The following is a 25,640-nucleotide window of genomic DNA, read 5'->3' as shown; positions in this document are numbered from 1 at the left end:
GCCAAGCCTACCACTTTGATTTACCTCAAGTCAGGTATGGAATTCCATACGCTCGCGTTAAAGTTGTGGTTGTTCGGCAACCAAATTCGGCAGCGAAGGTCAGGCCACCAGCCGATACCCGCCGGATTCCGTCACCAGCAGCCGGGCGTTCGAGGGATCCGGTTCGATCTTTTGCCGCAGCCGGTAGATATGCGTCTCCAGCGTGTGGGTGGTGACCCCGGCGTTATAGCCCCAGACCTCGTGCAGCAGCACATCGCGGGCGACGACACCCTCGGTGGCGCGGTAAAGGAATTTCAGGATATTGGTTTCCTTCTCGGTCAGCCGGATCTTCTTTTCATCCTCGGTCAGCAACATCTTTGCCGCCGGTTTGAAGGTGTAGGGCCCAAGCTGGAACACCGCGTCTTCGCTCTGCTCATGCTGGCGCAGCTGGGCGCGGATCCGGGCCAGGAGCACCGGAAACTTGAACGGCTTGGGCACGTAATCGTTGGCCCCGGCATCGAGGCCGAGAATGGTATCGGAATCGCTGTCATGGCCGGTCAGCATCAGGATCGGCGATTTCACCCCCTGCTTGCGCATCAACCGGCACAATTCGCGCCCATCCGTGTCCGGCAGGCCGACGTCAAGGATCAGCAGGTCGAAATGACCTTCTTTGACCTTTTGCATCGCCTCGGTGCCATTGGCGGCCTCGAAGACATCGAAATCCTCGGTCATGACAAGCTGCTCGCTCAGCGCCTCGCGCAGATCGTCTTCGTCATCGACGAGAAGTATCTTTTTGAGTTGTCCCATGATCGGACCCTCCTTTTCTGGTGAGAGAGACATCGCTATCGCTCACGGTTGCGGCAAGGATTGCTGCAAACGCCTCACGCGGACGTGTCCATCCGCCGGGCAATGTTTCAAAATCCGCCCGAAGCGGCTACATCTGCCGGGCTGTTGTTGCGGAATCGAATGATGAGTCTTGCCCCTGATATCGCCGAAGGTCTGTCCCGCGCCCGTGCCGATCTGCGCATGGGGCTGGGGGTGGTGCTGAGTGACGGCACGCAAGGCGCGCTGGTTCTGGCGGTGGAAACCCTGTCGCCGCAACGACTTGGCGATGTTCTGGCGCTGCCGGGGCGGCCGGTTCTGGCGATCACCGCGCGACGGGCGACAACGCTCAAGGCGCGGCCCTATGACGGCGATCTGGCGCGGATTGCGCTGCCGGGTGCTGCGACTCAGGGGTGGCTGACCGCCGTTGCCGATCCGGCGGATGATCTGAAATCTCCGATGAAGGGGCCGCTGGTGGCGGTGCGCGAGGGCCCGGCACATCTGCATCGGCTGGGTCTGAAACTGGCGAAATCCGCCCGTATCCTGCCGGCGGTTCTGGTGTTGGATCTGCCGGACCCGGTTGGATTTGCCGCTGAAAATTCCCTGACCCTGATCAACGCCATCGCCGCCGCCGAGGTGCTGGACCAGATGAACCCGCTGCATCCGGTGGTCTCGGCCCGGGTGCCGCTGGCCGTGTCTGAGGCCGGGCGAGTGCATGTGTTCCGCCCCGAGGATGGCGGCGAGGAACATTACGCCATCGAGATCGGCAAGCCGCCCCGCGATGCGCCGGTGCTGGCCCGGCTGCATTCGGCCTGTTTCACCGGCGACCTGCTGGGGTCGCTGAAATGCGATTGCGGCCCGCAATTGCGCGGTGCGCTGGCGCAGATGGGGGCCGAGGGCGCCGGGGTGTTGCTCTACCTCAATCAGGAGGGGCGCGGCATCGGCCTGGCCAATAAGATGCGCGCCTATTCCCTGCAGGACCAGGGCTTTGACACGGTCGAGGCCAACCACCGGCTGGGCTTTGAGGATGACGAGCGCGATTTCCGCATCGGTGCCGAGATCCTGAAGCGGATGGGCTTTGCCTCGGTTCGGCTGCTGACCAACAACCCGGCCAAGATCGCGATGATGGAAAAAAACGGCATCACAGTCACCGAACGGGTGCCGCTGAAGGTTGGCGAGACCGAGCATAACCGCACCTATCTGGCGACCAAGGCCGCGAAGTCCGGGCATCTGCTGTGACCCCCGCCGATCTGGTGCTGACGCCGCGCGGGGTTCGGTTCCTCGGCCAATATTGGCCCTGCACCCTGGGGCGCGGTGGCCGGGTCAGCGACAAGCGTGAGGGCGATGGCGGCACCCCGGTGGGGACCCACCGGATTGTCGGCATGCTCTACCGCGCCGATCGCATCGCCCGCCCGGCAAACTGGGCCGAACCGATCGGGCCGCGCGATCTCTGGTGCGATATTTCCGGCCATGCCGATTACAACCAATTGGTCCAGGTGCCGATCCGGGGCAGTCGGGAAAGGCTGCGCCGGGGCGATCCGCTCTATGATATCGTTCTGGTCACCGACTGGAACTGGCCGCTGGCCGAGGCTGGGCGCGGCTCGGCGATTTTCCTGCATCAATGGCGGCGGCCGGGTTTTCCGACGGCGGGCTGCATCGGCTTTCGCCGCGATCATCTTCGCTGGATCGCTGCGGCAATCCAGCCCGGCAGCCGGTTGATCGTGCCCGCCTAATCGCGGGCGCCGAACAGCGCCGAGCCGACCCGGACGTGAGTCGCGCCCAGCCGGATCGCGGTTTCGAAATCGCCCGACATGCCCATCGACAGCCCCTCCAGCCCGTTGCGCGCGGCAATCTTGGCCAGCAGCGCGAAATGCAGGCTGGGCTCCTCCTCCACCGGCGGGATGCACATCAGCCCGATCACCGGCAGATCCAGCCCCCGGCATTCGGCGACAAAGGCGTCGGTCTCGGCGGGCAGGACCCCGGCCTTTTGCGGCTCTTCTCCGGTGTTCACCTGGATGAACAGATCCGGACAGGCGCCGGTTTCCTGTGCCAGCCGGGCCAGTCCGGCCGCCAGTTTCGGCCGGTCCAGCGAATGGATGGCCTGCGCCAGTTCCATCGCCTGCCGCAGCTTGTTGGATTGCAGCGGGCCGATGATATGCAGTTCGATCCCGTCGTATTTCTCGCGAAATCCGGGCCATTTGCCTGCCGCCTCTTGCACCCGGTTTTCGCCAAAGATGCGGTGGCCCTGACGCAGCACCGCCTCGACCTTGTCATCGGGCTGCATCTTGGACACCGCGATCAGCCGGGTTGATCCTGGGTTTCGTCCGGCGGCGGATTCGGCTGTTGCGATACGGGTCTGGATTTCTGACAGGGACATGGCGGGCTCCAATCCGGGCGCGGCGAGAGAACACGATTTTTCGCCCGATGGAAACCCGTCAGCGGCGCGGCAAATCCGCAACCGTTCCGGTGGTGATGTAGAAACGTGGCGCCGAGGCGGTTGACGGGCCGCCGGAGGACGCGATGATCCGCATCTGCATGCCGATTTCCAGGCCGTTGTCTGTAGTTGTCGCGATTCGAGTGTCGATCTGGGCCAGGCCGTAAGCGTCGGTCTTGCGTGTGGCGCTGCCATCATAGGTCACACCCATCCGCGCCTCACCGGTGAAGCGGATCAGCGGATCAGCCAGCGCCGGGGGACCGGCAAAAAGGCACAGGATCAGGGCAGGGCGCAGGATCATTGGAGCAGGATGCGGCAGGCCCGATCGCCTGGCAAGGCGTGGCGCGCGATCGTGATCGGTTGCGGGGCGCGATCCGGCATAGAAAAAGGGCAGGCCCTGAGGCCTGCCCTTTCAAAGTCAGCTTAACCGAACAACTTAGAAGTTGAACAGAACGCCGAAGTCAGCCACCGTGGTGCCGTGGCGCGAAACCGCACCACCGCGGAGCGAAGCGCCGCCGCCGAGGTTATGGTGGAAGCCAATACCGAAGGCTTCTTCGGTCACTTGGCTCTCATCATACGCGAAAAACGCTTGAATCGAAGTTGCCGCTGCAACGTCTGCTTCTGCAGCAACGGTGAACATGTCCTGGTCCGCATGGTTGCGCGTGTAGTTTGCGCTCAGCGTCGCCGGCCCAACTTCTCCGGCAACCGTGGCCAGGAACTCGCTGTCGGGTCCAAAGTTCGAATCTTGGTAAGCCAGAGCAATGGTGTAGCCGCTGAACGTGCCGGATGCGGCCACAGCGATACGCTGTTGCTGGCCGATGCCGCCACCGACCGGGTCGTCATATGAAGCGTGCAGGGTGAACATGTCAGCTTTGTAGATGACTTCAAGGCCGGTTGCATAGCCGCCAGCGGGGGTGGCGGAGTCGTACATTGAGGCGTTAAAGCCAAAACCCACGTTTGCATAGCCCAGACCGGTCAGGCCGATCGAACCATGGTAGGTATATGGCATCTGTTCGATGGCGCCCGTGATGTTGCCGACAGCAACAGTCAGGCCGCCGGACGTGGCGTAGAAGCGCGCGGCGTTGAAAACCGGAGCAGTGGTCGTGCCGTTGGCGTTGCTGTTGCCTTGCAGACGAACACGGCCACCAAAGGTGATGCCGTTGTCAGCCGTGGTCGACACGTCGACATTCAGACGGAAGCGCGACGTGATGCTGAATTCGCGGTTTGCGTTTTCCACATAAATGACACCGAAACGGCCATAGCCGCTCAGTTTGACGTCCGCAGCAGCCATGCCAGCAGTGGCGATCAGCGCGGTCGTTGCGAAGAGAATTTTTTTCATCGTTTTCCCTCGGGTTTCTCAGTCACCCCAAATCCGGGGAATCCGGCTTGGGTATGGCGCTTCTTTCGCTCTTTTCAGGTGTGGAACGCAAGCGCAGGGCGAGGGGGTCACTTTCTGAGGCTGAAGTTGGTGCAGCAATGTCACAGTGTTGCCACGGTTCCGCCCGCGCCTTATGAGGGGTCCATAACACAAAGGTGCTGTGACCTGAATTCACTTGCCCCCTGTCCGGGGCTTGGGTAGGACGGAAGCAGCACGGTGGGAGCGGGCAGAGTGATGGTTTTTTCGCGTGTTTTCAGGATGACGGCCGCGGCTTTGCTGGTGGTGTCACTCGCGGCATGTGGCGGGCGCGGTGGCGGCCTGTTCGGCGGCCGGGGCGTCACCGAAACCGACACTTTGGCGAAAGATTCGTCGTTTGTCGGTGATCCGACTGAAAAGGGCGACGGCACCTCTATTTTCGACCTGTTCAAGCAACGCGACGATGGCACCAAGGTTGGGGTCAACCGCTACCTCTGGAATGCCTCTCTGGATGTGCTTGATTTCCTTCCGGTTCAATCGGTCGATCCCTTCACCGGGGTGATCGTGACCGGCTATGGCACCCCGCCAGGTGGCGGGCGGTCCTATCGCGCCACTGTCTATATCCGCGACCCGGCGCTTGAGGCGCGGTCGCTGAACCTGTCGTTGCAGACCCAGGGCGGTCGCCCGGTCAGTGCAGCAACCCATCGCGCGGTCGAGGATGCGATCCTGACCCGAGCGCGGCAGATGCGGGTTGCCGACGGACGGTTCTGACGTCTGATTTCGGAATGATTGTAAGGGTCTAGGCCGGGATTTCCCTGGCCGGCCAGAGCGAGCCTGGGTCGGCCCGGTCAGACAGACATCGCTGCCAGCGCATGCACCCATTCCATCTGCTTGGGCAGACAGATGGTTTTCAGATCATACGTGTCACGGATATGGGCCCGCGCGGCGCGTCCCAGCCGCGCCCGCGCCTCGGCTGAGTCGAGCAGCCCGCAAACCTCGGCCACCAGCGCGTCGCCGTCAAAGAAATCGATCAAGCGCCCGGTTTCGTCATGCCGCACCGCCTCGCGCACCGGTTCGGTGTTTGACGCGACAATGGCGGTTTCGGCGCACATTGCCTCAAACAGCGACCAGGACAGCACGAACGGGTAGGTCAGATAGACATGCGCCCGGCTGAGCTGCAGCAGCTCAATGAATTTCTTGTAGGGAATCCGGCCCAGGAAATGCACCCGCGCCCAATCCGCATCCGAGATCTGGCCGCGCACCTCGTCGACAAAGATCTGTTTCCAGGTGGCGCCATCGCGCGGCGCCGAGCCATAGCTGACACCGTCGCCGCCAACGATCAGGATCTGCGCATTCGGCCGGGCCTTCAGCAGCCGCGGCAGGGCGCGCATGAAAATGTGATAGCCGCGATAGGGCTCAAGGTTGCGATTCACAAAGGTGATGACCTCGTCCTTGCGGGTCAGGGCACCGCCCTCGGGCAGTTGGTAGCTGGCCCATTGGTTGCGCCGGATCATGTCGGTGTCGATGCCGTCATGGATCACGCTGATCTTGCTGCGGAATGGTTCGGGAAAGGTGTCGGCCTGAAAATGCGTCGGGCTGATCCCCGCCTGGGCGATTTCGAAATGCATCTGATTGTTGAGATTTTTCAACCGGATGCGCAGGGCCTCGACCTCAGGGTCTTTGCGGCCGAATTCCGGGTCGAAATTCATATGCGGATAATCGGCCAGATGGAACAATTCGCAATACAGACCGATCCGCGCCTTTGGCCAGACATCGCGCAGGAACAGGGATTCGCCCCAACCGGGATGGGCGATGATGATGTCCGGCTGATAACCGGTTTCCTTCAGCTTTTTGGCCGCGACATAGCAGGATTCCGCCCGGGTGACCTTGCTGTCGAAATCGGTGACCCAGGGATGGGTTTTCTGCGGGGTCTTGCGCAGGATCGTATAGGGCAGAATTCGAACGCCGTTCCAGGTTGTCGGTTCCTTCACCCTGAGGGTCAGGGCAACGACATGATGCCCCTCTTTTGCCAGAGCCACCGACAGATGCTTGAACTGCCCGGGAAAGTTCTGGTGGATGAATAGAATATTCATGCGGCCTCGGGGTATCGTTCTGTCCATTATACGCGCGCCAACCGTCAAGAACAGCCCTGGGGACCGGCCCGACCCGCAATCGCACTGGACCCTTGCGGAATTGCCGCATATCACCCCAGCGGACCTTAAGAATGCATGAGGGAATGCCTGCATGACCCGCTACGACCCCGCAACAATCGAAGCGAAATGGCAAGAAGCCTGGGAGGATGCGGGGATTTTTCGCGCCGAGCGTGATCCGTCGCGGCCGAAATACTATGTGCTCGAGATGTTTCCCTACCCTTCGGGGCGCATCCATATCGGCCATGTGCGCAATTACACGATGGGCGATGTGGTGGCGCGGTTCAAACGCGCGACCGGGCATAACGTGCTGCATCCGATGGGGTTCGATGCCTTTGGCATGCCCGCCGAGAACGCGGCGATGGCCATCGGCGGCCACCCCAAGGACTGGACCTATTCCAACATCGACACGATGGTCGAACAGATGAAGCCCCTGGGCTTTTCGCTCGACTGGACCCGGATGTTCGCCACCTGCGACCCGGAATATTACGGCCAGCAGCAGGCACTGTTCCTCGATTTCCTCGAAAAGGGTCTGGTCTATCGCAAGAACGCGGTGGTGAACTGGGATCCCGTCGACATGACGGTTCTGGCCAATGAGCAGGTCGAAAACGGTCGTGGCTGGCGCTCTGGCGCAGTGGTCGAACGGCGCGAACTGACCCAATGGTTCTTCAAGATTTCCGACATGGCGGGCGAATTGCTCGACGCGCTCGACGGGCTCGACGATTGGCCGTCCAAGGTCAAGCTGATGCAGGCCAACTGGATCGGCAAGTCGCGCGGGCTGCAATTCTCGTTTGGGCTGGTCGACCCCGAGCATGGCCATGATCGGATCGAGGTCTATACCACCCGGCCCGACACGCTGCTCGGCGCCTCATTTGTCGGCATTTCACCCGATCATCCCTTGGCCAAAGAGCTTGAGCGGCACGATCCGGCAGTTGCGGAATTCTGCGTCGAGGCGCGTCAGGGTGGCACCACCGAAGAGGCCATCGAAACCGCCGAAAAGCTGGGCTATGACACTGGGCTGAAGGTGCGTCATCCCTTTGATACGTCGTTGGAATTGCCGGTCTACATCGCCAATTTCATCCTGATGGATTACGGCACCGGCGCGATCTTTGGGGTGCCTGCGCACGATCAGCGCGACCATGATTTCGCCAGCAAATACGGCCTGCCGATCCTGCCCTGCTTTGAGCCGATCAAGGGCGATTACCCGGCCAGCGCGGCCTTTGTGCCGCCAAAGACCGACAAGGTGCGCTGGACCCGGGCGTTCAACTGGGACGAGGTCGCGACCGGGCAAGAGGCGATCGACGCCGCCATCGTCTTCTGCGAATCGAAGGGCGTCGGCCAGGGCGTGACCAAGTTCCGGCTGCGCGACTGGGGCCTGTCGCGGCAGCGCTATTGGGGCTGCCCGATCCCGGTGGTGCATTGCGACGCCTGCGGTGTGGTGCCGGAAAAGAAAGAGAACCTGCCGATCAAGCTGCCCTATGATGTCAGCTTTGACGTGCCGGGCAATCCGCTGGACCGGCACCCGACCTGGCGCAACTGCGCCTGTCCCGCCTGCGGTGCGCCCGCGCAACGCGAAACCGATACGATGGACACCTTCGTTGACAGCTCCTGGTATTTCGCCCGCTTCACCGCGCCGCGCGCCAGCACCCCGACCGAAGCGGCCGAGGCCGAGTATTGGATGAATGTCGATCAATATATCGGCGGCATCGAACACGCGATCCTGCACCTGCTCTATTCCCGGTTCTTTGCCCGGGCGATGCATATCTGTGGCCATCTGCCGGAGAAATCCAAGGAACCCTTCGACGCGCTCTTTACCCAAGGCATGGTGACTCACGCGATCTATCAACATGTAACGGGCCTGAATGAGATTTGGGACGGCGATTTTGAGGACGCGCCATCGGCTCGCCCGGTCTATCTGTATCCTGAAGAAGTCATTGATTTCACGGATCCCAATGGCGCTCAGGGGGACAAACGCGCGGTAGTTAGAGCGCTCGCTGAGCAGCGGGGGATTGCTACCTCCGATGTCTTGGCGTTGAACAACCTCTGGCTGGAGGATTACGAAGCGGGCCGCTTCGTGAAGATCATCCCCTCGGCCAAGATGTCGAAATCCAAGAACAATGTCGTCGATCCGGTGGCGATCATTGATCAATATGGTGCCGACACCGCCCGCTGGTTCGTCCTCTCTGACAGTCCGCCGGAGCGTGACGTGGAATGGACCGCCGCGGGTGCCGAGGCTGCGCATAAGCATCTGTCGCGGGTGCATCGCATCGCGGTCGAGTTGGCGGCCAGCGACAACACCGGCAGCGACAATACCGGCAAGCCCGAGGCCGACACCGCCCTGCTGCGCGAGATGCACAAGGCGATTCACGAGGTCACCCTGGGCGTCGAAAGCTTCGGTTTCAACGCCGCGATTGCCAAGCTTTATGGCTATACCAACGCGCTGTCGAAATCCGCTGCCACATCCGCGGTGAAACGTCAGGCGATGCAGACCTTGGCGCAGCTGATGTCGCCAATGACCCCGCATCTGGCCGAAGACATCTGGGCGCTGCTGGGTGGCCAGGGGCTGGTTGCCGAAGCCGAATGGCCGGTGGCCGATCCGGCAATGCTGATCGAGGATACGGTCACCCTGCCGATCCAGGTCAACGGGAAACGCCGGGGCGAAATCACCGTGCCCCGCGACCTGGGTAACGCCGAGGTTGAAAAGGCCGCGCTGGCGGTTGAGAATGTGCAAAGGGCGCTGGATGGGGCACAGCCCCGCAAGGTGATCGTCGTCCCCGGTAGGATCGTGAATGTGGTCGCCTGAGCGCCGAAAATTCCTGATGTTCGGCGCCGCGGCGGCCCTCGCAGCCTGCGGCTTTGAACCGGTCTATGCGCCGGGCGGTGGTGGCAGCCGCCTCATCGGCCGGGTGCGCCCCGCTGATCCGCAAACCACCGAAGATTACATTTTCGTGCGCGAGGTGGAAACCCGGCTGGGCCGGGCGCCTGAGGGTGGATTGGTGCTGGCGTATGCCACCAAGGTCGCCGAGGAACGTATGGCGATCTCCACCAGCAATATCACCACCCGGTTTAACGTTATCGGAACAATCACTTACCAGTTGAAAGACGCGGCCAGCAGCGTGGTCCTGAACAAGGGCAAGGTGGACAGCTTCACCAGCTATTCGACCACCGGATCGACGGTCGCGACCCAGGCGGCGCGGCGCGATGCGCGTGAGCGGCTGATGGTCATCCTGGCCAATTTGGTGATTGTCAGGCTTGAGGCCGTGGCGGTGGATCTGCCGATATGAAACTGACGCCGCGCGACGCTCCGGGCTATTTCGCGCGGCCTGATCCCGCGCGGACCGGGCTGCTGATCTATGGCGGCGATGCGATGCGGGTGGCGCTGCGGCGGCAACAGGTGATCAAGGCGCTGGTCGGCCCGACTGGCGAAGAAGAAATGCGCCTGACCCGGATCCCGGCGGGCGATCTGCGCAAGGACCCGGCGCAGTTGAGCGATGCGATCAAGGCGGTGGGCTTCTTTCCCGGCCCCCGGGTGGTGCTGGTCGAAGGGGCGGGCGAGGCGCTGGCGCCGCAGATTCTGCCGGGCCTGCAGGATTGGGCCGAGGGCGACGCCCAGATCATCGTCACCGCGGGCACCCTGCGACCGACCTCGAAGCTGCGGAAATTCTTTGAGGCGCACAAGAACGCCTATGCCGTTGGGATCTACGACGAACCGCCGGGCCGGGCTGAGATTGACGCGATGTTGAAATCCGCCGGTCTGAACAAACTCAGCAGCGACGCGACCCGCGATCTGACGGCGCTGGCGCAGATCCTCGATCCCGGCGATTTTCGCCAGACCATCGAGAAGCTTGCGATTTACAAGCTTGGCGATCCAGTGCCGGTCCTCGGCGAGGATATCGCCGCCTGTGCGCCGATCTCGACCGAGGCCGGGATTGATGATGTTCTGGACGTGGTGGCCGACGCCCGGCCCGGCGAAATCGGCCCGGTGATGCGGCGACTCAGGGCGCAGGGAATCCAGGCGGTGGCGCTCTGTATCGGCGCGATGCGGCATTTCCGGATGCTCTATGCGGTCGCCTCGGATCCCGGCGGCCCCGGCGAGGGCATCGGGCGGTTGCGCCCGCCGGTCTTTGGCCCGCGTCGCGATCGGATCCTGCGTCAGGCCCAGGGCTGGGGTGCGCCGCGGCTTGAGGATGCGCTGACGCTGCTCACCGATACCGACCTTGCCCTGCGCTCGGCCGGGCGCACCGCGCCGGATATGGCGCTGGTCGAACGCACTCTGATCCGGCTGGCAATGATGGGAAACCGGCGGTGAGCCATGTTGCCTGGCGCTGGATCGCTGTCGCACTGGCGCTGATACTGCCGCTGACGACCAAGGCGGAACCGGCGCTGCGCCACTACCCGGCGACCGGACCCTGTCCGCCACTGCTGATCCTGTCGCATGGCTTTGGCGGCGATGAAACCGGCCTGTCGGATCTGGCCCAGGGCGCCGCCGTTGCAGGCTTTGACACCTGGGTGATGGGCCATGCGCTGAGCGGCCGGGCGGCGATCCGCGCGGTTCTGCGGGCTGATAACCGCCGCGCCGCGCTGGCCGAGGCGGTCGCCGACCCGACAGCAAACCGGCAGCGCGCTGCAGATATCGCCGCGACTCTGGCCCGGGCCGAGGCCGCAGCAGGATGTCTGCCGAAGCCAAAGGTGCTCGGCGGCCATTCGATGGGCGCCCAGACCACGATGATCGAGGCCGGGGCGCAGAATTCGCTTGGGATCACCGGCAAGGACCGCTTTGACGCTTATATCGCGCTTTCACCGCAGGGGTTGGGCGACAGATTCCCCCCCGGCGCCTGGGCGGGCCTGTCCAAGCCGATGCTGCTGGTGACCGGCACCAGGGATTCCGCGATCGAAGGCGGCTGGCAGACCCGGCTGGCGGCCTTTGACGGCCTGCCCGCCGATGGCCGCAAATGGCTGGCGATCGTTGCGGGCGCCAATCACCGCGAGGTGTCGGGACGCGGCGCCGGGTCGCGCCCCGAGCGCGCGCGCGCGGTGGTGATTGATTTTCTGACCGGGCTGCGTCTGGATGCTGTAGGTTTGCCGGACCGGGCCGGGGTTGAGGTTCGCCATAAATAGGGAGCGACAAGATGTATGAAGTGATCGGAGGACTACAATCGCGCACGTTTCGCGTGATCTGGATGCTGGAGGAGTTGGGCCAGCCCTATGAGCATCACAGTGAACGGCCGCATTCCGCCAAGGTCCTTGAACACTCGACCCTGGGCAAGATTCCAGTGCTGCTGGCCGATGGCGAGGCGCTGACCGATTCCGTCGCGATCATGACCTATCTGGCCGACAAGCACGGGCAATTCACCGCCCCGGCCGGCAGCATCGCACGGGCCAGACAGGACGGGATGACCCATCAGATTCTGGACGAGCTTGAGGCGCCGCTCTGGACCGCAGCGCGGCACAGTTTCATCCTGCCCGAGGATCAGCGGGTGCCAGCGGTCAAAGCCTCGCTGTCAGGCGAATTTGGCCGCAACCTCGACCGGCTCGCGGCGCGCTTTCAGGGGCCCTATCTGATGGGGGATGAGGTGACTGTGCCCGATTTCCTGGCGGTGCACTGCCTGAACTGGGCACGCGGCGCCAAATTCCCCGAGGTCAACGGGACACTGGCGGCCTATGCCAAACGGATGCGCGACCGCCCGGCGTTCCAGAAAGTGACGGAAATGGTCAAGGGGTGAGTCGACACCACGGGCGCGGCAGAAAGCTGCCGCGTCCCTCGGCCTCAGGCCAGATGCTCGACGATCTCGGCCCGGGCCCCGTCGAGGGTCCGGTTTCAGACGATCAGCGGATGTTGGTTCTGGATCAGCCGCCGCAGCCCCGGCAGCGCCGACAGGCCGGTGCCGCGGCAATGGATGGTCATGCCCGCTCTCTCATATGGTGATCGAAGATCGCCCCGGCCCGGCCCCAGACCCCGGCGTCGATGGCATCGAGGCTGAGAAGGCTGGGCAACAGCTGTGCCGCGTAATCCTGCGAGCTTTCCAGCGGCAGCAGCGACGGCAGGTTGTCGATCGCCGTCACGTCGAGCGGCGGCGTGGCATGGACCCGCAGCGCCGGGTCCGACCAGCTGGTGGTGCGGTCATAGACCTTGATCGGCGAGAAATCTGAACTTGGATCGCAGGCGATATCCCCGATCACCGAGAGCTGGCGTGGCTGGCCCGGCAGATCGGCGGGCACCAGAACCGGGGTGCCGGGCATCGCCAGGATGCAGTTGAGAAAGACATCATGTCGGGCGATCTCTGGGAACGGGCCGCCGCTGGCTGTTTCCGCCTTGTCCCATTTGGTTACCTTGATGCCCATCGCTGCGCAGAGGCTGCTGGCGCCGCTGCCGACCCGACCGAGGGCGCCGATGACGATGGCACTGGGCGGCGGGGTGCCTTTGCTCAGCTCGCGGGCCAGTTCAGCGTGCAAATCCGCCAGCAACGCCGCCTTGTCAGGATAGGCGCTGATCGGGCCGCATTGGCCGCCCGCCCGCTGCGCCAGCCAGCATTTCAACGCCACCGCCGCCCCGGCATAGCCCGCCCAATAGCCAAAGGCAGCGACCCGGCGGCTGTCTTCATCGAGCAGGTATTCCAGATCATAGAGCCTGCCCCCCCCGGTCCGGAACCGCTCCAGCAGCAGGCGCCCTGCGGGTTGGCCCTTGAAGGCATGGCCGAACATGATGTGCCGGTGCGGCAGCGGGCTGCCATCCTCGGGCAGTTCCTTGAGGCCAAAGATGATCGCATCGCGCGGCGCTCCGGGCCAGCTTCCGGCCGGGGCAATCTCGGCCCCCGCGGCGCGATAGGCGGCGGTCGGGAGGATCCGGTTGCCGCTGTCCTCGACCGTCAGGCGGATGCCTTGGGCGATCAGCCTGGCAGCGCCGTCCGGGGTCAGCCCGGTGCGGTCTTCGTTCGGGCGTTGTTCGGCGCGCAGCCAGAGATGGGTCATGCCTGTGGTCCCTTCGAAACTCAGCCCTAGGGGATCGGTGGGACCGGTGCAACGGGGACGGCGGCGGATTGCGCTGGTGGCGCCGCCGGGGGGCTGTCTGCCCCCCGGACCCCCCGAGAATATTTGCGGCAAGATGAAGTGGGAGAATTATCATGAATAATTGATCTTCCCGCGGCAGCAGCGTGTAATTGCGGCAACGCGAGCTGCCCCAGATGAGTCCCGTCAACCCCGAGCGATTTTTGAACGATCTGCATGAGCTGCGCCGCTTTGGCGCCTCGGGAGTCGGGAAGGGCGTCGTCCGGCCTGGATTTTCCGAGCCGGATATCGCGGCGCGGCATTGGCTGGCCGAGCGCTATCGCGCGGCGGGTCTGGAGACAGTGTTCGATCCGGTCGGGTCGGTCTGGGGCCTGGCGCCCGGGCGGTCGCTGTTGGTCGGGTCGCATTCCGACAGCCAGCCCGAGGGCGGCTGGCTGGATGGGGCGCTTGGGGTGATCGTCGGGCTGGAACTGGCCCGCGCCGCGATGGCGGCGGGCGGGCCACCGATTTCGACGGTCAGTTTCCAGGATGAGGAGGGCCGTTTCGGGGTCACCACAGGCAGCCGGGTTTGGTCCGGCGCCACCGGCCTGGCCGAGGCGGATGCCCTGACCGACACCACTGGCACCAGCTTTGCCGAGGCGCGGGCACGGATGGCGCATCTGGCCGGTGATTTCGCCGATCCGGCGCGGTTCAGCGGCTTTCTGGAATGCCATATCGAACAGGGTCCCTGGCTTTCCGAGGCCGGTGAGGCGGTGGGTGTGGTCAGCGACATCGTTGGTATCCGTGACATGCACATCACCATTGCGGGCGAACAGAACCACGCCGGGACCACCCCGATGCACCGATGCGGCGATGCGGCGATGCTGTTCGTGCCCTCGATCAACGGCATCAGCCATGCCTTTGGCGAGGACACCGATGAGGGCGATCTGGTGACCGGATTGCAGGTGATGGCGGCGGCGGTTGCTGAGCTGGCAAAGGCGGCGCCCTGATCGGCATCGCCGCCGCCGATCCTCAAAGGATGAACCGGGTACGGGACCGCGATCCCATTGGAGCGTGCCGCCACTCCCCGCTTCATCTTTCCAAAAAATACTCACTTTCCAACCGAAGGGCCGGGCGCCAGGGCTGAGTGCCTGGCCAGCCCCTCACTCCCAACTCACATCCCCGAGGAAGATATAGCCCGCGCCATAGATCGTCTTGATCAGCCGCGGGTTCCTGGGGTCCTCGTGCAGTTTTTGGCGCAGCCGCGAGATCCGCACATCCATCGCCCGATCAAAGCTTTCGCCCGCCGCGCCGCCTAGGGATTCCTGCATCGCGGCGCGTGAGATCAGCCGCTTCGGGCGTTCGAGGAACAGCCGCAGCACCTCGCCCTCGGCATGGGAAAACGGGGTTTCCTGACCCTCGGTATCCACCAGCGCGAAGCGGTCGAAATGCGCGGTCCAGCCGTTGAACCTTGCGACTTCGCCGCCGGTCGCGGCGGGGCGGTCGCGGCGCAGCCGGGCGCGAACCCGGGCCACCACCTCGGCCGGATCAAAGGGTTTGATGATGTAATCATCGGCCCCCAGCTCCAGCCCGGTGACCCGATCCTGCACCTGGGCGCGTCCCGAGATGATGATCACCGTCGCCCCCTGTTCCAGCGCCAGCCGGTGCACCAGGGTCAGCCCGTCGCGATCCGGCAGTGACAGATCGACCAGGCAAAGGTCTGGGGAAAAGCTTTTCAGCGCCGTTTCGAATTCGCTGGCGCGGGAAAAGCTCATGGTGCGGAACCCGGCCTCTTCCAGAGCGCTGGCCAGCATCGCCCGAATCTCGGCCTCGTCGTCGAGGATGGTGACCAGCGGCGCGGTCATGGCGCCGCCTCGCCGCGCAGAAATCCGGCCAGCTGCGCCGCGCCAAAGGGTTTACGCAGCACCGGGGTGCGGGCGGTGGCGGCGATGAACAGCGGATGATCGCTGCGCAGCGAGGTCATCAGATAGCAGGGCGGGGCCGAGCTGGGCAGCCGGTTCAGCAGGTCGATACCGGTGTCGGCGCCCTCAAGGCTGATGTCGGACAGGATCAGGGTGATGCCCGGCACTTCGGCGGCGAGGCTTGTTGCCTCGTCGACACTGGTCGCCTCGATCACCGCATGACCGGCGTCGCGCAGCATGTCGCGGATCGAGCGGCGCAGATCGGCACTGTCCTCGACCAGCAGCACCAGCCCGGGGTCGAGCGGGCAGGGGGCGGTGCGCCAGGGCAGGCGCAGCGTCACCCGGGCGCCGCCGTCCGGCAGATTGGCCAGCCGCACCCGGCCGCCAGCGAGTTTGGTGGCATTATAGACCATTGCCAGCCCCAGCCCTGAGCCTTCGCCGCCCTTGGTGGAAAAGAACGGATCCAGCGCCTTGTTCAGCGCGGTTTCGGAAAATCCCGACCCGGTGTCGGTGACGGTGATCTCCAGCCAGGTGTCCTTGACCGGCGCCGCGCGAATGCTGATGACGCCGGACCCGGCACAGGAATCGCGGGCGTTCAGAACCAGGTTCAGCAGTGAATCCTGCAACATCCCGCGATCCAGCATCAGCCGCGCGTCGTCGGTGTCGTCGCGTATCTCAAGGCGGATCGTCTCGGGCAGGGCGGCGGTTGCGAGAGTGGCGAGATTGTCGAGGAACCCAGCCATCTCGGTCGCCGCCGGGCGATGATCGGGGCCCGAGGTCATATCGGCGATCCGGTTCAACAGGTCACCGCCGCGGCGCGCCGCGCCCAGGGTGGCAGCGACCAGATCCCCAGCATTGCCGGGCAGATCCACTGTCGCCAGTCGCGCCTGCATCCCGAGGATGATGGTCAACAGGTTGGAAAAATCATGCGCCATGCCGCTGGTCACCTGGGCCGCCAGCGCCCGGCGGCGGGTCTGTTGCAGGGCCGTGCGGGTCTGGGTTTCATGGGTGACATCGGTGGACAGGATGTAACAGCCCGCATCGTGATCCGGGTTCAGCGCCACCCGGATCCGCCGTGACGAGGCCTGATCGGTGAATTCAAAGGTCGAGGCACGACCCTGTAGCGCGCCCTCGAGATAGGTCTGCACCGCGCGATAGGCCTGGGTGCCCAGCACATCGGCAATATGCAGCCCGACGATATTGGACGGGCGGCCGGGCATGATCGTCGACAGCCGCCGGTTGGAGAACGTATAGCGCCGGTCCGGTCCCAGATGGGCGATATGGGCGGGCATCATTTCGGTGGTTTGCCGGGTGCGCGCCTCCATCGCGGTCAATTCGCGCTTGGCCTCGGCCAGGGCGGCGTTGGTGGCCTGCAATTGCCGGTTGGCGGCGGTCAGCTGTTCGGCCCGGGTCAGCAATTCGGCGTGCAGCTCTTCTGAGCGGGCGCGCAGCAGGGCCTCCTGCGCCTTGATCTCGGTGATGTCGGTATAGACGGTGACCCAGCCGCCCGCTGGCAGCGGCGCGCCCTCGACGCTGATCATCCGGCCATTTGCACGGCGGCGCTCGATGTAATGCGGCTGAAAGGTGCGGGCCTGTTCGACCCGTTCGGCGATGGCCGCCTCGGGGTCAGCGAGCGGCCCGTATTCGCCATGTTCGACCAGCCAGCGGACTGCCGCGTCAAAGCCGGCGCCAGGGGTGGTGATCTGCGGCGGCAGGTCGAACATTTCACGGAACCTGGCGTTGCACAGCACCAGACGCAGATCGTCGTCATAGATCGACAGGGCCTGCTGAATCAGGTTCAGCCCGGCAAGGGTCATTGACTGGTTGGCGTCGGTGCTCACGAGCGGGTCCGTTCGGTGGTTGCCAATACGTGCTAGCATTCGCGGCACCCGGCGAAAAGCGCCGCGCATGATTTGCAATGCCAGGCTGGTTGGCAGATGGCCCGGGGGAGGGATCAATCGGGCAATTAAATTGGCCCTGAAATTGTATTCCATCGCCACCTGTTACAATTCGTTAGGATTGCGCAATCTTCAGGAAAAGGTTGGCAATGACAAATGGATGCAGACCCGGTTAGGGTTTGCGAAGAGAATCGCCGCAAAGGCGTCGCGCTCCGGCAGACGGGGCAACGGGAGGAGATAACTTGGCACCAACGTCTCACGACGTGGGCGTTTTTGCGTCCATACCGGCCCTTCTGGATCGTAACGCCCAGCGTTTCGCGTCCAAATCCGCATATCGGGAAAAGGAATTCGGCATCTGGCAAAGCTGGAGTTGGGTCGAAACCAAGGAAGAAATCGAAGCGCTGGCGCTGGGTTTGATTAGCCTGGGCGTCACGCCGGGCGATTTCATCGCGATTATCGGGTCGAATCGGCCGCATCTGTATTGGGTGTTCCCGGCAGCGCAGATGATCGGCGCGATTCCGGTGCCGATCTATCAGGACAGCGCCGCCGAAGAGATGGCCTATGTGCTGGATCATTGCGGCGCGCGCTTTGTCGTGGCCGAGGATCAGGAACAGGTCGACAAGGTGATCGAGGTGCAGGACCGGCTGAGCCAGTTCGAACATATGATCTATCTCGACCCGCGCGGGCTCAGGAAATACGACCATGCCAAGCTGCATGAATATTCGCATGTGCAGGCGATGGGCCGCGCCGCGATCGACGAGCTGATGCCGGAGCTGAAGGCCCGCAAGGCCAAGCTGACCCAGGACGACGTCTGTGTGATGCTCTACACCTCGGGCACCACCGGCAAGCCCAAGGGCGTGGTGCTGTCCAACCGCAACATCATCGAGACCTCAAAGAATTCCAGTGAATTCGACGATCTCGGCCCGGGCGACGAGGTTCTGGCCTATCTGCCGATGGCCTGGGTCGGCGATTTCATCTTTTCCATCGGCCAGGCATTCTGGAGCGGGTTCTGCGTCAATTGCCCGGAAAGCCCGGAAACCATGGTCACCGATCTGCGCGAGATCGGGCCGACCTATTATTTCGCGCCGCCTCGGGTGTTCGAAAGCCAGCTGACCCAGGTGATGATCCGCATGGAAGACGCGGGCCGGATCAAGAAGTGGCTGTTCGACACCTTCATGGCCCATGCCCGCAAGGTCGGGTCCAAAATCCTGGATGGCGAAACCGTCAACGGCTGGGACCGGTTCAAATACGCGCTGGGCAATCTCTTTGTATTTGCACCGCTGAAAAACTCGCTGGGGCTGAGCCGGGTGCGCGTCGGCTATACGGCGGGCGAGGCGATCGGGCCGGAAATCTTTGATTTCTACCGCGCCCTCGGGATCAATCTGAAACAATTGTATGGCCAGACCGAAGCCTCGGTGTTCATCACCCAGCAGCCGGATGGTCAGGTGCGCTCGGACACGGTCGGGGTTGCCTCACCCGGTGTCGAATTGAAGATCGCCGAGGACGGCGAGGTGTTCTATCGCTCGCCCGGCGTGTTTGAATATTACTACAAGAACCCGGAAAGCACCGCCTCGACCAAGGATGCCGAGGGCTGGGTCGCCACCGGCGATGCCGGTTTCATCGAGTCCGACACCGGCCACCTCAGGATCATCGACCGGGCCAAGGATGTCGGAAAAATGGAAGATGGCCGCATGTTCGCGCCGAAATATGTCGAGAACAAGCTGAAGTTCTATCCCAATATCCTTGAGGCGGTGCTGTTCGGCAGCGGCCGTTCGGAATGCACCGCCTTCATCAATATCGACCTCAACGCGGTCGGCAGCTGGGCCGAGCGCAACAATATCGCCTATTCCTCGTATCAGGAACTGGCCGGGCATCCCAAGGTGCTGGAGTCGATCCGCGCCCATGTCGAAGAGGTGAACGAAAGCGTCGCCCGGGACGACATGCTGTCGGGCTGCCAGATCCACCGCTTTGTGGTGCTGCACAAGCAGCTTGATCCCGATGACGGCGAGATCACCCGCACCGGCAAGGTGCGCCGCCGGATCGTGGATGAGAAATTCGCCGATATCATCGCCGCGCTCTACGACAGTTCGGACGAGATTTCGACCCGCACCGAGGTCACCTATGAGGACGGGCGCAAGGGCTATATCTCGGCAACGCTGAAGATTGTGACGGCGAAGACCGTCACCACAGCGGCGCCGAAAGCGGTGGCGGCGGAATGAGCCTGCGCCGCGCGGCTGCGCCGACGCCCCGCCCGCCATCCCGCAGAACGCCGAACCTGACCCAGGGGCCAGGAATTGACGGGCCAATTGATCGGCCTGAAAGGAAGACGAGATGACCGACGCACAGGCAGCCCAGAGCACCGTCTCTGCCGATGGCCGCACCATCGGCGAGGTGGTGATGGAGATGAAGAACATCACCCTGCGCTTCGGCGGTGTGGTGGCGATCAAGGATATTTCGTTCGACATCCGCGAGGGCGAGATCCGGGCGATCATCGGCCCCAACGGCGCCGGTAAATCGTCGATGTTGAACGTGATTTCGGGCTTCTATCATCCGCAAGAGGGCGAGGTCTTTTACAAGGGCCAGAAGCGTCCGTCGATGCGCCCCTTCGAAGTGGCCCGCCAGGGCATCGCGCGAACCTTTCAGAACATCGCCCTGTTCGAGGGGATGACGGTTCTGGACAATGTGATGACAGGGCGGCTGAACCACATGCACACCAATATGGTGCAGCAGGCGCTGTGGTGGGGCAAGGCCCAGAAGGAAGAGACCGAGAACCGCGAAGTCGCGGAAAAGATTATTGATTTCCTGGAAATCCAGGCGATCCGCAAGACCCCGGTGGCACGGCTGCCCTATGGCTTGAAAAAGCGGGTCGAACTGGCGCGGGCCCTGGTGGCGGAGCCGTCGATCCTGTTGCTGGACGAACCGATGGCCGGGATGAACGTCGAGGAAAAAGAGGACATGAGCCGCTTTATCCTCGATGTGAACGACGAATTCGGCACCACCATCGCCCTGATCGAACATGACATGGGTGTGGTGATGGACCTGTCCGACCGGGTGGTCGTGATGGATTACGGCAGGAAGATCGGGGATGGCACCCCGGATGAAGTCCGCAGCAACCAGGAGGTGATCGACGCCTACCTGGGTGTGGCGCACGATTGAGGGGGGATCATCATGCCTGAACAGTTACTCTTTGCGATGGAAGTCACCCTGAACGGGCTGATGTCCGGGGTTCTCTATTCGCTTGTCGCGCTTGGTTTCGTGCTGATCTTCAAAGCCTCGGGGGTGTTCAACTATGCCCAGGGGGTGATGGCGCTGTTCTCGGCGTTGACTCTGGTCGGGATCATGGAAGGGCAGGTGCCCTTTGGCCATATGATCAATGCGATCTTCGGCACCGAGATCCACCATTTCGGCTGGCACGTTCCGGCTGTCGCGGCGATTCTCCTGACCATGGTGGTGATGGTGGCGCTGGCCTGGGCGGTGAACCATTTCATCATGCGCCACCTGGTCAATCAGGAGCCGATCATCCTGTTCATGGCGACCATCGGGCTGGCCTATTTCATGGAAGGCTTCGGCGATCTGATGTGGGGCGCGGACATTAAGAACCTCAATGTCGGGCTGCCGCAGGGGCTGAACAGCTTTATCGACGAGACCACCTTCAATGCGCTGGGCTATGGGTTCTTTATCGACAATCTCGATATTGTGGCCTCGGTGGTGGCGGCCCTGCTGGTGATCGCGTTGGTGATTTTCGCGCAATACACCAAACAGGGCCGGGCGATGCGCGCGGTGGCCGACGATCACCAGGCGGCGCTGTCGGTGGGCATTTCGCTGAATTTCATCTGGGTGATGGTCTGGTCGGTGGCGGGCTTTGTCGCACTGGTGGCGGGGATCATGTGGGGGTCAAAATCCGGCGTCCAGTTCTCGTTGTCGCTGATCGCGCTCAAGGCACTGCCGGTGCTGATGCTGGGCGGCTTTACCTCGATCCCCGGCGCGATTGTTGGCGGGCTGATCATCGGGGTCGGTGAAAAGCTGTTCGAATTCGCCATCGGCCCGATGATCGGCGGCGCCACTGAAAACTGGTTTGCCTATGTTCTGGCGCTGCTCTTTCTCGTCTTCCGGCCGCAGGGCCTGTTTGGCGACAAGATCATCGAGAGGGTGTGATGGCGCTATGGAAAACCACCATTCTGATCGCGATACGCTTGGTGATGGGGCGGTCGATCATCGGCGTCTTTGGCACCATGATCGGCGTCGGCACTGCCCGCCAGGCGGTGCCGGGTGGCACCGATCTGGGCGACGAGGCGCAGAGCACCCTGGGGCTGCGGCTGACCCGGTCGAAATTCGGTGTTCCGTTGTTGGCGCTGGCCGGGAGCGCGGCATCGAGCGACCGCAGGCGCAGCCACCACTGGGCATCGCAATGAGGAGCCGGGCACAATGAAAAAGCTGATCGCAATCGTCAATGTGGTGGCCTGGTCCGGGTTCTGGGCCTTTGGCTATCTGGCGTTCTCGGCGGATACCAGCAATGGCCGCCAGATGGTCATTGCCGCGGCTCTGGCGGCGCTGGGCGCCGGTCTGGGGCTTTGGGCCTATTTCCGGCTGGTTCGGATCTCCGAAACCAGTGGCTATGCACAGGCGCCGCGTCGTGGCGTGCCGACATATGAACAGGACGAAGGGGAGAGTGCCTGATGCTTTATCGTGAGGCGGGGGATTTCAAGACCTCCTACAGCGCCGACAGCCAGACCTTTCCGATCCGTTTCGATCGCTGGGGTTATTACGTCGTACTGGCGCTGGCCTTTGGGGTGGTGCCGTTCCTGATCAACGATTACTGGGCCAGCGCGGTGTTGCTGCCGTTCCTGATCTACGCGATCGCGGCGCTGGGTCTGAATGTGCTCACCGGCTATTGCGGTCAGATGTCGCTGGGCACCGGCGGTTTCATGGCTGTTGGCGCTTATGCCTGCTACAAGCTGATGACCTCTTTTCCCGACGTGAATATCCTGATCCATGTGCTGCTGGCCGGGGGAGTCACCGCGATTGTCGGGGTGCTGTTCGGCCTGCCGTCGCTGCGTATCAAGGGGTTTTACCTGGCGGTTGCGACATTGGCGGCGCAGTTCTTTCTGGTCTGGCTCTTCAACAAGGTCGGTTGGTTTTACAACTACTCCGCTTCGGGCCAGATCAGCGCCCCGACCCGTGAGGTGTTTGGCATTGCGGTGACCGGCCCCGAGGCCAGCGCAGCGGCCAAATATCTGACCTGTCTCAGCCTGGCGGTTCTGATGGCCTGGATCGCACGGAACATGACCCGTGGTTCGGTTGGTCGCAAATGGATGGCGATCCGCGACATGGACATCGCAGCCGAGATCATCGGGGTGAATCCGTTGGCCGCCAAGCTCAGCGCCTTTGCCGTCAGCTCGTTCTTTGTCGGGGTGTCGGGCGCGCTGTTCTTTTCGGTCTATCTCGGCGCCGTCGAGGTGACCGAGGCCTTTGGCATCCAGAAATCATTCCTGGTTCTGTTCATGGTGATCATCGGCGGGCTCGGCTCGATCTTTGGCAGTTTTGCCGGGGCCGCCTTCATCGTGCTGTTGCCGGTGTTCTTGAAAAACGTGCTGGTGGGCGGGCTGGGTTGGGCGACCGATCTGGCTGCGCATCTTGAGATCATGATCCTGGGTGGTCTGATCATCACGTTCCTGATCCTGGAACCGCACGGGCTGGCGCAGCTTTGGCGACTGACCAAGGAGAAACTGAGACTTTGGCCCTTTCCGCATTGAGCGGGCGGGACCGAGCGAAGACCGCGGGGACGACAATCTGCGGAAAGGCAAGAAATCGGTAGAGACCAAATTGGGAGGATTAAATCCGATGAGACTGAAACTACTTGCGGCGGCCGCCGCGACTTTGATGACGGTGGCGCCTGCGATGGCCGAGCTGGTCATCCCCGCGTTGAACTACCGGACCGGCGCCTATGCGATCTCGGGCATTCCTTTTGCCGACGGTTTTTCTGATTACATGACGCTGCTGAACGATCGTGACGGCGGCATCGGTGGCGAAAAAATCAACGTTATGGAATGCGAAACCGCATACAACACCGAAAAAGGTGTGGAATGCTATGAGCAGACCAAGGGCCAAGGCGCTCTGCTGTATATCCCGCAATCGACGGGCATCACCTATCAGCTGATCCCAAAAGCCTCCGCAGACGGCATTCCGGTGTGGTCCGTGGCCTATGGCCGGACCTCGGCGGTGAATGGCAAGGTTTTCAAGTGGGTGTTCAACCTGCCGGTGACCTATTGGGACGGCGCCTCGGTCGCGGTGAAATACGCGATGAGCGAAGAAGGTGGTTCGCTGAAGGGCAAGAAGATCGCATTGCTCTATCACAACTCTGCCTATGGCAAGGAACCGATCCGTACGCTCGAAAAACTGAGCGAAAAACACGGGTTCGAGCTTCTTCAGATCGCGGTTGACAGCCCCGGTCAGGAGCAGAAATCGCAATGGCTCCAAATTCGCCGCGAACGTCCTGACTATGTCCTGTTCTGGGGCTGGGGCGTGATGAACCAGGTTGCTGTGCAAGAAGCCGCAAACATCCGTTTCCCGATGGACAAGTTCATCGGTGTCTGGTGGTCCGGTTCCGAGGGTGATGTTCTGCCCGCGGGCGCAGGTGCCAACGGCTACAAAGCCCTGGCCTTCAACGGCACCGGCACCGATTATCCGACGCTGCAGGCGATCAAGGAACAAGTGATCGACGCGGGCAAGAACGCCGGCGACGGCACCAAATGGGGTGAAGTCGGTTACAACCGTGGCGTCTATTCCGCCGCCGTCGTGGCCGAAGCCATCCGTGGCGCGCAGGCCAAGACGGGCAAAAGCGCGATCACGCCATCCGACATGCGCGACGCGATGGAAGCGCTCGACATTTCTGCTGACCGGTTCACCGAACTTGGCCTGAAAGGCATGGGCGGTGCGATTAAACTGTCCTGCGCCGTCCATTCGGCACCGCGTCAGGCGGCGGTCCAGCAATGGGACGCGTCCGCCAAAGCGTGGTCCTTGATCACGGATTTCATGGATCCTGATTTCGATGTGATCGATCCGCTGATCGAAGAAGATTCCATGGCCTATGCCAAGGAAAACAACATCACGCCGCGCGACTGCAAAATGTAACGCGACGCGCCGGGGCCCCGATGGGCCCCGGCACACCAAACCGGGCCATGTGGCCCAACCGGATTTCGAGGACAGGATGACCCAGGCTGAGACGATCAAACCGACCGACGTCGCCGCACCGGCTGACGAACCGCTGCTCCAGGTCAGCAATATCGAGGTGATCTACAACCATGTGATCCTTGTCCTCAAAGGCGTCTCGCTGTCGGTGCCCAAAGGTGGCATCACCGCCCTGCTGGGCGGCAACGGCGCAGGCAAGACCACCACGCTGAAATCAATCTCGAACCTGCTGCACTCCGAGCGTGGCGAGGTGACCAAGGGCCGGATCATCTATCGCGGTGAGCCGATCTATGGGTTGAACCCGACCGAGCTGGTGCAAAAGGGTGTCATCCAGGTGATGGAGGGCCGTCATTGCTTTGAGCATCTGACGGTCGAGGAAAACCTGATGACCGGCGCCTATACCAGGCGATCGAGCCGGGGCGAGATCGAGGCCGACCTGGACAAGGTCTATACCTATTTTCCGCGCCTGAAAGAGCGCCGGAAAAGCCAGGCCGGTTACACCTCGGGCGGCGAACAGCAGATGGTGGCGATCGGCCGCGCGCTGATGTCGCGCCCGGAAACCATCCTGCTGGACGAGCCGTCGATGGGGCTGGCGCCGCAGCTGGTCGAAGAGATTTTCAACATCGTCAAAAGCCTGAACGAAAAGGAAGGCGCGACTTTCCTGCTGGCCGAACAGAACACCAATGTCGCACTGCGTTTCGCACATTACGGCTATATTCTGGAATCCGGTCGGGTGGTGATGGACGGCCCCGCCGCCGAGTTGCTCGAAAACCCGGATGTAAAAGAATTCTACCTCGGCGTCTCGGACGAGGGACGCAAGTCCTTCCGTGACGTCCGCTCTTACCGTCGCCGCAAGCGCTGGTTGAGCTGAACCGGCGGCGCCAGACGCGCTGTCAACCGAATGAAGGA

24 protein-coding genes and 2 pseudogenes are annotated in these 25,640 nt (G+C 62.8%); 18 read left to right on the top strand and 8 right to left on the bottom strand.

Annotated elements, in window-relative coordinates:
* Positions 1 to 99 precede the first annotated feature (99 nt).
* The gene (locus P1U48_RS09765) at positions 100 to 786 is read right to left on the bottom strand and encodes a response regulator transcription factor (RefSeq protein ID WP_301068793.1); all 687 of its coding nucleotides are present in this window, start codon (positions 784 to 786) and stop codon (positions 100 to 102) included.
* A 162-nt stretch (positions 787 to 948) separates the two neighbouring features.
* Between P1U48_RS09765 and ribA the strand changes: the two genes are divergently transcribed.
* On the top strand, positions 949 to 2,040 hold the full coding sequence (gene ribA / locus P1U48_RS09760) for a GTP cyclohydrolase II (protein WP_301068792.1): 1,092 nt from the start codon (positions 949 to 951) through the stop codon (positions 2,038 to 2,040).
* Positions 2,037 to 2,534, top strand: a complete 498-nt coding sequence (locus tag P1U48_RS09755) for a L,D-transpeptidase family protein (protein ID WP_301068791.1) — start codon at positions 2,037 to 2,039, stop codon at positions 2,532 to 2,534. Before ribA ends, P1U48_RS09755 begins: the two co-directional genes overlap by 4 nt.
* Here P1U48_RS09755 and P1U48_RS09750 read toward each other — a convergent pair.
* The 3 genes from P1U48_RS09750 to P1U48_RS09740 all read right to left on the bottom strand — a co-directional run bounded on the left by P1U48_RS09750 (position 2,531) and on the right by P1U48_RS09740 (position 4,574).
* On the bottom strand, positions 2,531 to 3,178 hold the full coding sequence (locus P1U48_RS09750; protein ID WP_301068790.1) for a YggS family pyridoxal phosphate-dependent enzyme: 648 nt from the start codon (positions 3,176 to 3,178) through the stop codon (positions 2,531 to 2,533). The genes P1U48_RS09755 and P1U48_RS09750 overlap by 4 nt on opposite strands.
* 58 nt (positions 3,179 to 3,236) lie before the next feature.
* Positions 3,237 to 3,536, bottom strand: coding sequence for a porin (locus P1U48_RS09745; RefSeq protein WP_301068789.1), 300 nt, complete (start codon positions 3,534 to 3,536; stop codon positions 3,237 to 3,239).
* A gap of 135 nt (positions 3,537 to 3,671) precedes the next feature.
* On the bottom strand, positions 3,672 to 4,574 hold the full coding sequence (locus P1U48_RS09740; RefSeq protein ID WP_301068788.1) for a porin: 903 nt from the start codon (positions 4,572 to 4,574) through the stop codon (positions 3,672 to 3,674).
* Between the two features lie 297 nt (positions 4,575 to 4,871).
* On the opposite strand from P1U48_RS09740, the gene P1U48_RS09735 reads away from it, so the two are divergent.
* Positions 4,872 to 5,360, top strand: a complete 489-nt coding sequence (locus P1U48_RS09735) for a DUF3576 domain-containing protein (protein ID WP_301068787.1) — start codon at positions 4,872 to 4,874, stop codon at positions 5,358 to 5,360.
* 77 nt (positions 5,361 to 5,437) lie between these two features.
* Here P1U48_RS09735 and P1U48_RS09730 read toward each other — a convergent pair whose 3' ends face one another.
* A complete protein-coding gene (locus P1U48_RS09730) occupies positions 5,438 to 6,682 on the bottom strand; it encodes a glycosyltransferase (RefSeq protein WP_301068786.1) in 1,245 nt (414 codons plus the stop codon).
* A 151-nt stretch (positions 6,683 to 6,833) separates the two neighbouring features.
* Here P1U48_RS09730 and leuS point away from each other — a divergent pair.
* From leuS to P1U48_RS09705, 6 genes and pseudogenes are all read left to right on the top strand, one after another.
* Positions 6,834 to 8,672: pseudogene (gene leuS / locus P1U48_RS09725) on the top strand (leucine--tRNA ligase); the annotation flags it as partial.
* 108 nt (positions 8,673 to 8,780) lie between these two features.
* Positions 8,781 to 9,542: pseudogene (locus tag P1U48_RS18200) on the top strand (class I tRNA ligase family protein); the annotation flags it as partial.
* Positions 9,529 to 10,023, top strand: a complete 495-nt coding sequence (gene lptE / locus P1U48_RS09720) for an LPS assembly lipoprotein LptE (protein ID WP_301068784.1) — start codon at positions 9,529 to 9,531, stop codon at positions 10,021 to 10,023. The pseudogene P1U48_RS18200 and the gene lptE, both read left to right, overlap by 14 nt.
* Positions 10,020 to 11,048 carry a DNA polymerase III subunit delta gene (gene holA, locus P1U48_RS09715; RefSeq protein WP_301068783.1) on the top strand — a complete coding sequence of 343 codons (1,029 nt, stop codon included), beginning with the start codon at positions 10,020 to 10,022 and terminating at the stop codon, positions 11,046 to 11,048. The genes lptE and holA overlap by 4 nt, the downstream gene beginning before the upstream one ends.
* Positions 11,045 to 11,857: a hypothetical protein gene (locus P1U48_RS09710; RefSeq protein WP_301068782.1), complete on the top strand. Its 813-nt coding sequence runs from the start codon at positions 11,045 to 11,047 to the stop codon at positions 11,855 to 11,857. Before holA ends, P1U48_RS09710 begins: the two co-directional genes overlap by 4 nt.
* A gap of 11 nt (positions 11,858 to 11,868) precedes the next feature.
* The gene (locus tag P1U48_RS09705) at positions 11,869 to 12,462 is read left to right on the top strand and encodes a glutathione S-transferase family protein (RefSeq protein WP_301068781.1); all 594 of its coding nucleotides are present in this window, start codon (positions 11,869 to 11,871) and stop codon (positions 12,460 to 12,462) included.
* 178 nt (positions 12,463 to 12,640) lie between these two features.
* Here P1U48_RS09705 and P1U48_RS09700 read toward each other — a convergent pair whose 3' ends face one another.
* Complete coding sequence (locus tag P1U48_RS09700; RefSeq protein WP_301068779.1) at positions 12,641 to 13,708, bottom strand: saccharopine dehydrogenase; 1,068 nt, start codon at positions 13,706 to 13,708, stop codon at positions 12,641 to 12,643.
* 212 nt (positions 13,709 to 13,920) lie between these two features.
* Here P1U48_RS09700 and P1U48_RS09695 point away from each other — a divergent pair, with 212 nt between their 5' ends.
* On the top strand, positions 13,921 to 14,733 hold the full coding sequence (locus P1U48_RS09695; RefSeq protein ID WP_301068778.1) for a M20/M25/M40 family metallo-hydrolase: 813 nt from the start codon (positions 13,921 to 13,923) through the stop codon (positions 14,731 to 14,733).
* A 153-nt stretch (positions 14,734 to 14,886) separates the two neighbouring features.
* Here the strand turns inward: P1U48_RS09695 and P1U48_RS09690 are convergent, their stop codons facing one another.
* Both P1U48_RS09690 and P1U48_RS09685 read right to left on the bottom strand, forming a co-directional pair.
* Positions 14,887 to 15,588, bottom strand: a complete 702-nt coding sequence (locus P1U48_RS09690) for a response regulator transcription factor (RefSeq protein ID WP_301068777.1) — start codon at positions 15,586 to 15,588, stop codon at positions 14,887 to 14,889.
* The gene (locus P1U48_RS09685) at positions 15,585 to 17,462 is read right to left on the bottom strand and encodes a PAS-domain containing protein (protein ID WP_301068823.1); all 1,878 of its coding nucleotides are present in this window, start codon (positions 17,460 to 17,462) and stop codon (positions 15,585 to 15,587) included. The genes P1U48_RS09690 and P1U48_RS09685 overlap by 4 nt, the downstream gene beginning before the upstream one ends.
* A gap of 323 nt (positions 17,463 to 17,785) precedes the next feature.
* Here P1U48_RS09685 and P1U48_RS09680 point away from each other — a divergent pair, with 323 nt between their 5' ends.
* The 8 genes from P1U48_RS09680 to P1U48_RS09645 all read left to right on the top strand — a co-directional run bounded on the left by P1U48_RS09680 (position 17,786) and on the right by P1U48_RS09645 (position 25,602).
* The gene (locus P1U48_RS09680) at positions 17,786 to 19,762 is read left to right on the top strand and encodes an AMP-binding protein (protein WP_301068776.1); all 1,977 of its coding nucleotides are present in this window, start codon (positions 17,786 to 17,788) and stop codon (positions 19,760 to 19,762) included.
* 112 nt (positions 19,763 to 19,874) lie between these two features.
* Positions 19,875 to 20,699 (top strand): ABC transporter ATP-binding protein, encoded by an 825-nt coding sequence (locus P1U48_RS09675; RefSeq protein ID WP_301068775.1) that lies wholly within the window; start codon positions 19,875 to 19,877, stop codon positions 20,697 to 20,699.
* Between the two features lie 12 nt (positions 20,700 to 20,711).
* On the top strand, positions 20,712 to 21,698 hold the full coding sequence (locus tag P1U48_RS09670; RefSeq protein WP_301068773.1) for a branched-chain amino acid ABC transporter permease: 987 nt from the start codon (positions 20,712 to 20,714) through the stop codon (positions 21,696 to 21,698).
* Positions 21,698 to 21,955, top strand: coding sequence for a hypothetical protein (locus P1U48_RS09665; RefSeq protein WP_301068772.1), 258 nt, complete (start codon positions 21,698 to 21,700; stop codon positions 21,953 to 21,955). Before P1U48_RS09670 ends, P1U48_RS09665 begins: the two co-directional genes overlap by 1 nt.
* A gap of 13 nt (positions 21,956 to 21,968) precedes the next feature.
* Positions 21,969 to 22,220 (top strand): hypothetical protein, encoded by a 252-nt coding sequence (locus tag P1U48_RS09660; RefSeq protein WP_301068771.1) that lies wholly within the window; start codon positions 21,969 to 21,971, stop codon positions 22,218 to 22,220.
* On the top strand, positions 22,220 to 23,296 hold the full coding sequence (locus P1U48_RS09655) for a branched-chain amino acid ABC transporter permease (RefSeq protein ID WP_301068770.1): 1,077 nt from the start codon (positions 22,220 to 22,222) through the stop codon (positions 23,294 to 23,296). The genes P1U48_RS09660 and P1U48_RS09655 overlap by 1 nt, the downstream gene beginning before the upstream one ends.
* Positions 23,297 to 23,384: 88 nt before the next feature.
* Positions 23,385 to 24,674, top strand: a complete 1,290-nt coding sequence (locus tag P1U48_RS09650) for an ABC transporter substrate-binding protein (RefSeq protein WP_301068769.1) — start codon at positions 23,385 to 23,387, stop codon at positions 24,672 to 24,674.
* A 76-nt stretch (positions 24,675 to 24,750) separates the two neighbouring features.
* A complete protein-coding gene (locus P1U48_RS09645) occupies positions 24,751 to 25,602 on the top strand; it encodes an ABC transporter ATP-binding protein (RefSeq protein ID WP_301068767.1) in 852 nt (283 codons plus the stop codon).
* Positions 25,603 to 25,640: the final 38 nt, after the last annotated feature.

This window comes from Pseudooceanicola sp. (assembly GCF_029213205.1).
Lineage (GTDB): Bacteria > Pseudomonadota > Alphaproteobacteria > Rhodobacterales > Rhodobacteraceae > Pseudooceanicola.
This window is presented reverse-complemented; position numbering and strand designations above follow the sequence as displayed.

What these genes read in the sequence shown, in the direction of transcription:
- P1U48_RS09765 (WP_301068793.1), bottom strand. Translation starts at nt 786, where the DNA reads ATGGGACAACTCAAAAAGATACTTCTCGTCGATGACGAAGACGATCTG.
- ribA (WP_301068792.1), top strand. Translation starts at nt 949, where the DNA reads ATGAGTCTTGCCCCTGATATCGCCGAAGGTCTGTCCCGCGCCCGTGCC.
- P1U48_RS09750 (WP_301068790.1), bottom strand. Translation starts at nt 3,178, where the DNA reads ATGTCCCTGTCAGAAATCCAGACCCGTATCGCAACAGCCGAATCCGCC.
- P1U48_RS09745 (WP_301068789.1), bottom strand. Translation starts at nt 3,536, where the DNA reads ATGATCCTGCGCCCTGCCCTGATCCTGTGCCTTTTTGCCGGTCCCCCG.
- P1U48_RS09740 (WP_301068788.1), bottom strand. Translation starts at nt 4,574, where the DNA reads ATGAAAAAAATTCTCTTCGCAACGACCGCGCTGATCGCCACTGCTGGC.
- P1U48_RS09735 (WP_301068787.1), top strand. Translation starts at nt 4,872, where the DNA reads ATGACGGCCGCGGCTTTGCTGGTGGTGTCACTCGCGGCATGTGGCGGG.
- P1U48_RS09730 (WP_301068786.1), bottom strand. Translation starts at nt 6,682, where the DNA reads ATGAATATTCTATTCATCCACCAGAACTTTCCCGGGCAGTTCAAGCAT.
- lptE (WP_301068784.1), top strand. Translation starts at nt 9,529, where the DNA reads ATGTGGTCGCCTGAGCGCCGAAAATTCCTGATGTTCGGCGCCGCGGCG.
- holA (WP_301068783.1), top strand. Translation starts at nt 10,020, where the DNA reads ATGAAACTGACGCCGCGCGACGCTCCGGGCTATTTCGCGCGGCCTGAT.
- P1U48_RS09705 (WP_301068781.1), top strand. Translation starts at nt 11,869, where the DNA reads ATGTATGAAGTGATCGGAGGACTACAATCGCGCACGTTTCGCGTGATC.
- P1U48_RS09700 (WP_301068779.1), bottom strand. Translation starts at nt 13,708, where the DNA reads ATGACCCATCTCTGGCTGCGCGCCGAACAACGCCCGAACGAAGACCGC.
- P1U48_RS09695 (WP_301068778.1), top strand. Translation starts at nt 13,921, where the DNA reads ATGAGTCCCGTCAACCCCGAGCGATTTTTGAACGATCTGCATGAGCTG.
- P1U48_RS09690 (WP_301068777.1), bottom strand. Translation starts at nt 15,588, where the DNA reads ATGACCGCGCCGCTGGTCACCATCCTCGACGACGAGGCCGAGATTCGG.
- P1U48_RS09685 (WP_301068823.1), bottom strand. Translation starts at nt 17,462, where the DNA reads ATGACCCTTGCCGGGCTGAACCTGATTCAGCAGGCCCTGTCGATCTAT.
- P1U48_RS09675 (WP_301068775.1), top strand. Translation starts at nt 19,875, where the DNA reads ATGACCGACGCACAGGCAGCCCAGAGCACCGTCTCTGCCGATGGCCGC.
- P1U48_RS09670 (WP_301068773.1), top strand. Translation starts at nt 20,712, where the DNA reads ATGCCTGAACAGTTACTCTTTGCGATGGAAGTCACCCTGAACGGGCTG.
- P1U48_RS09665 (WP_301068772.1), top strand. Translation starts at nt 21,698, where the DNA reads ATGGCGCTATGGAAAACCACCATTCTGATCGCGATACGCTTGGTGATG.
- P1U48_RS09660 (WP_301068771.1), top strand. Translation starts at nt 21,969, where the DNA reads ATGAAAAAGCTGATCGCAATCGTCAATGTGGTGGCCTGGTCCGGGTTC.
- P1U48_RS09655 (WP_301068770.1), top strand. Translation starts at nt 22,220, where the DNA reads ATGCTTTATCGTGAGGCGGGGGATTTCAAGACCTCCTACAGCGCCGAC.
- P1U48_RS09650 (WP_301068769.1), top strand. Translation starts at nt 23,385, where the DNA reads ATGAGACTGAAACTACTTGCGGCGGCCGCCGCGACTTTGATGACGGTG.
- P1U48_RS09645 (WP_301068767.1), top strand. Translation starts at nt 24,751, where the DNA reads ATGACCCAGGCTGAGACGATCAAACCGACCGACGTCGCCGCACCGGCT.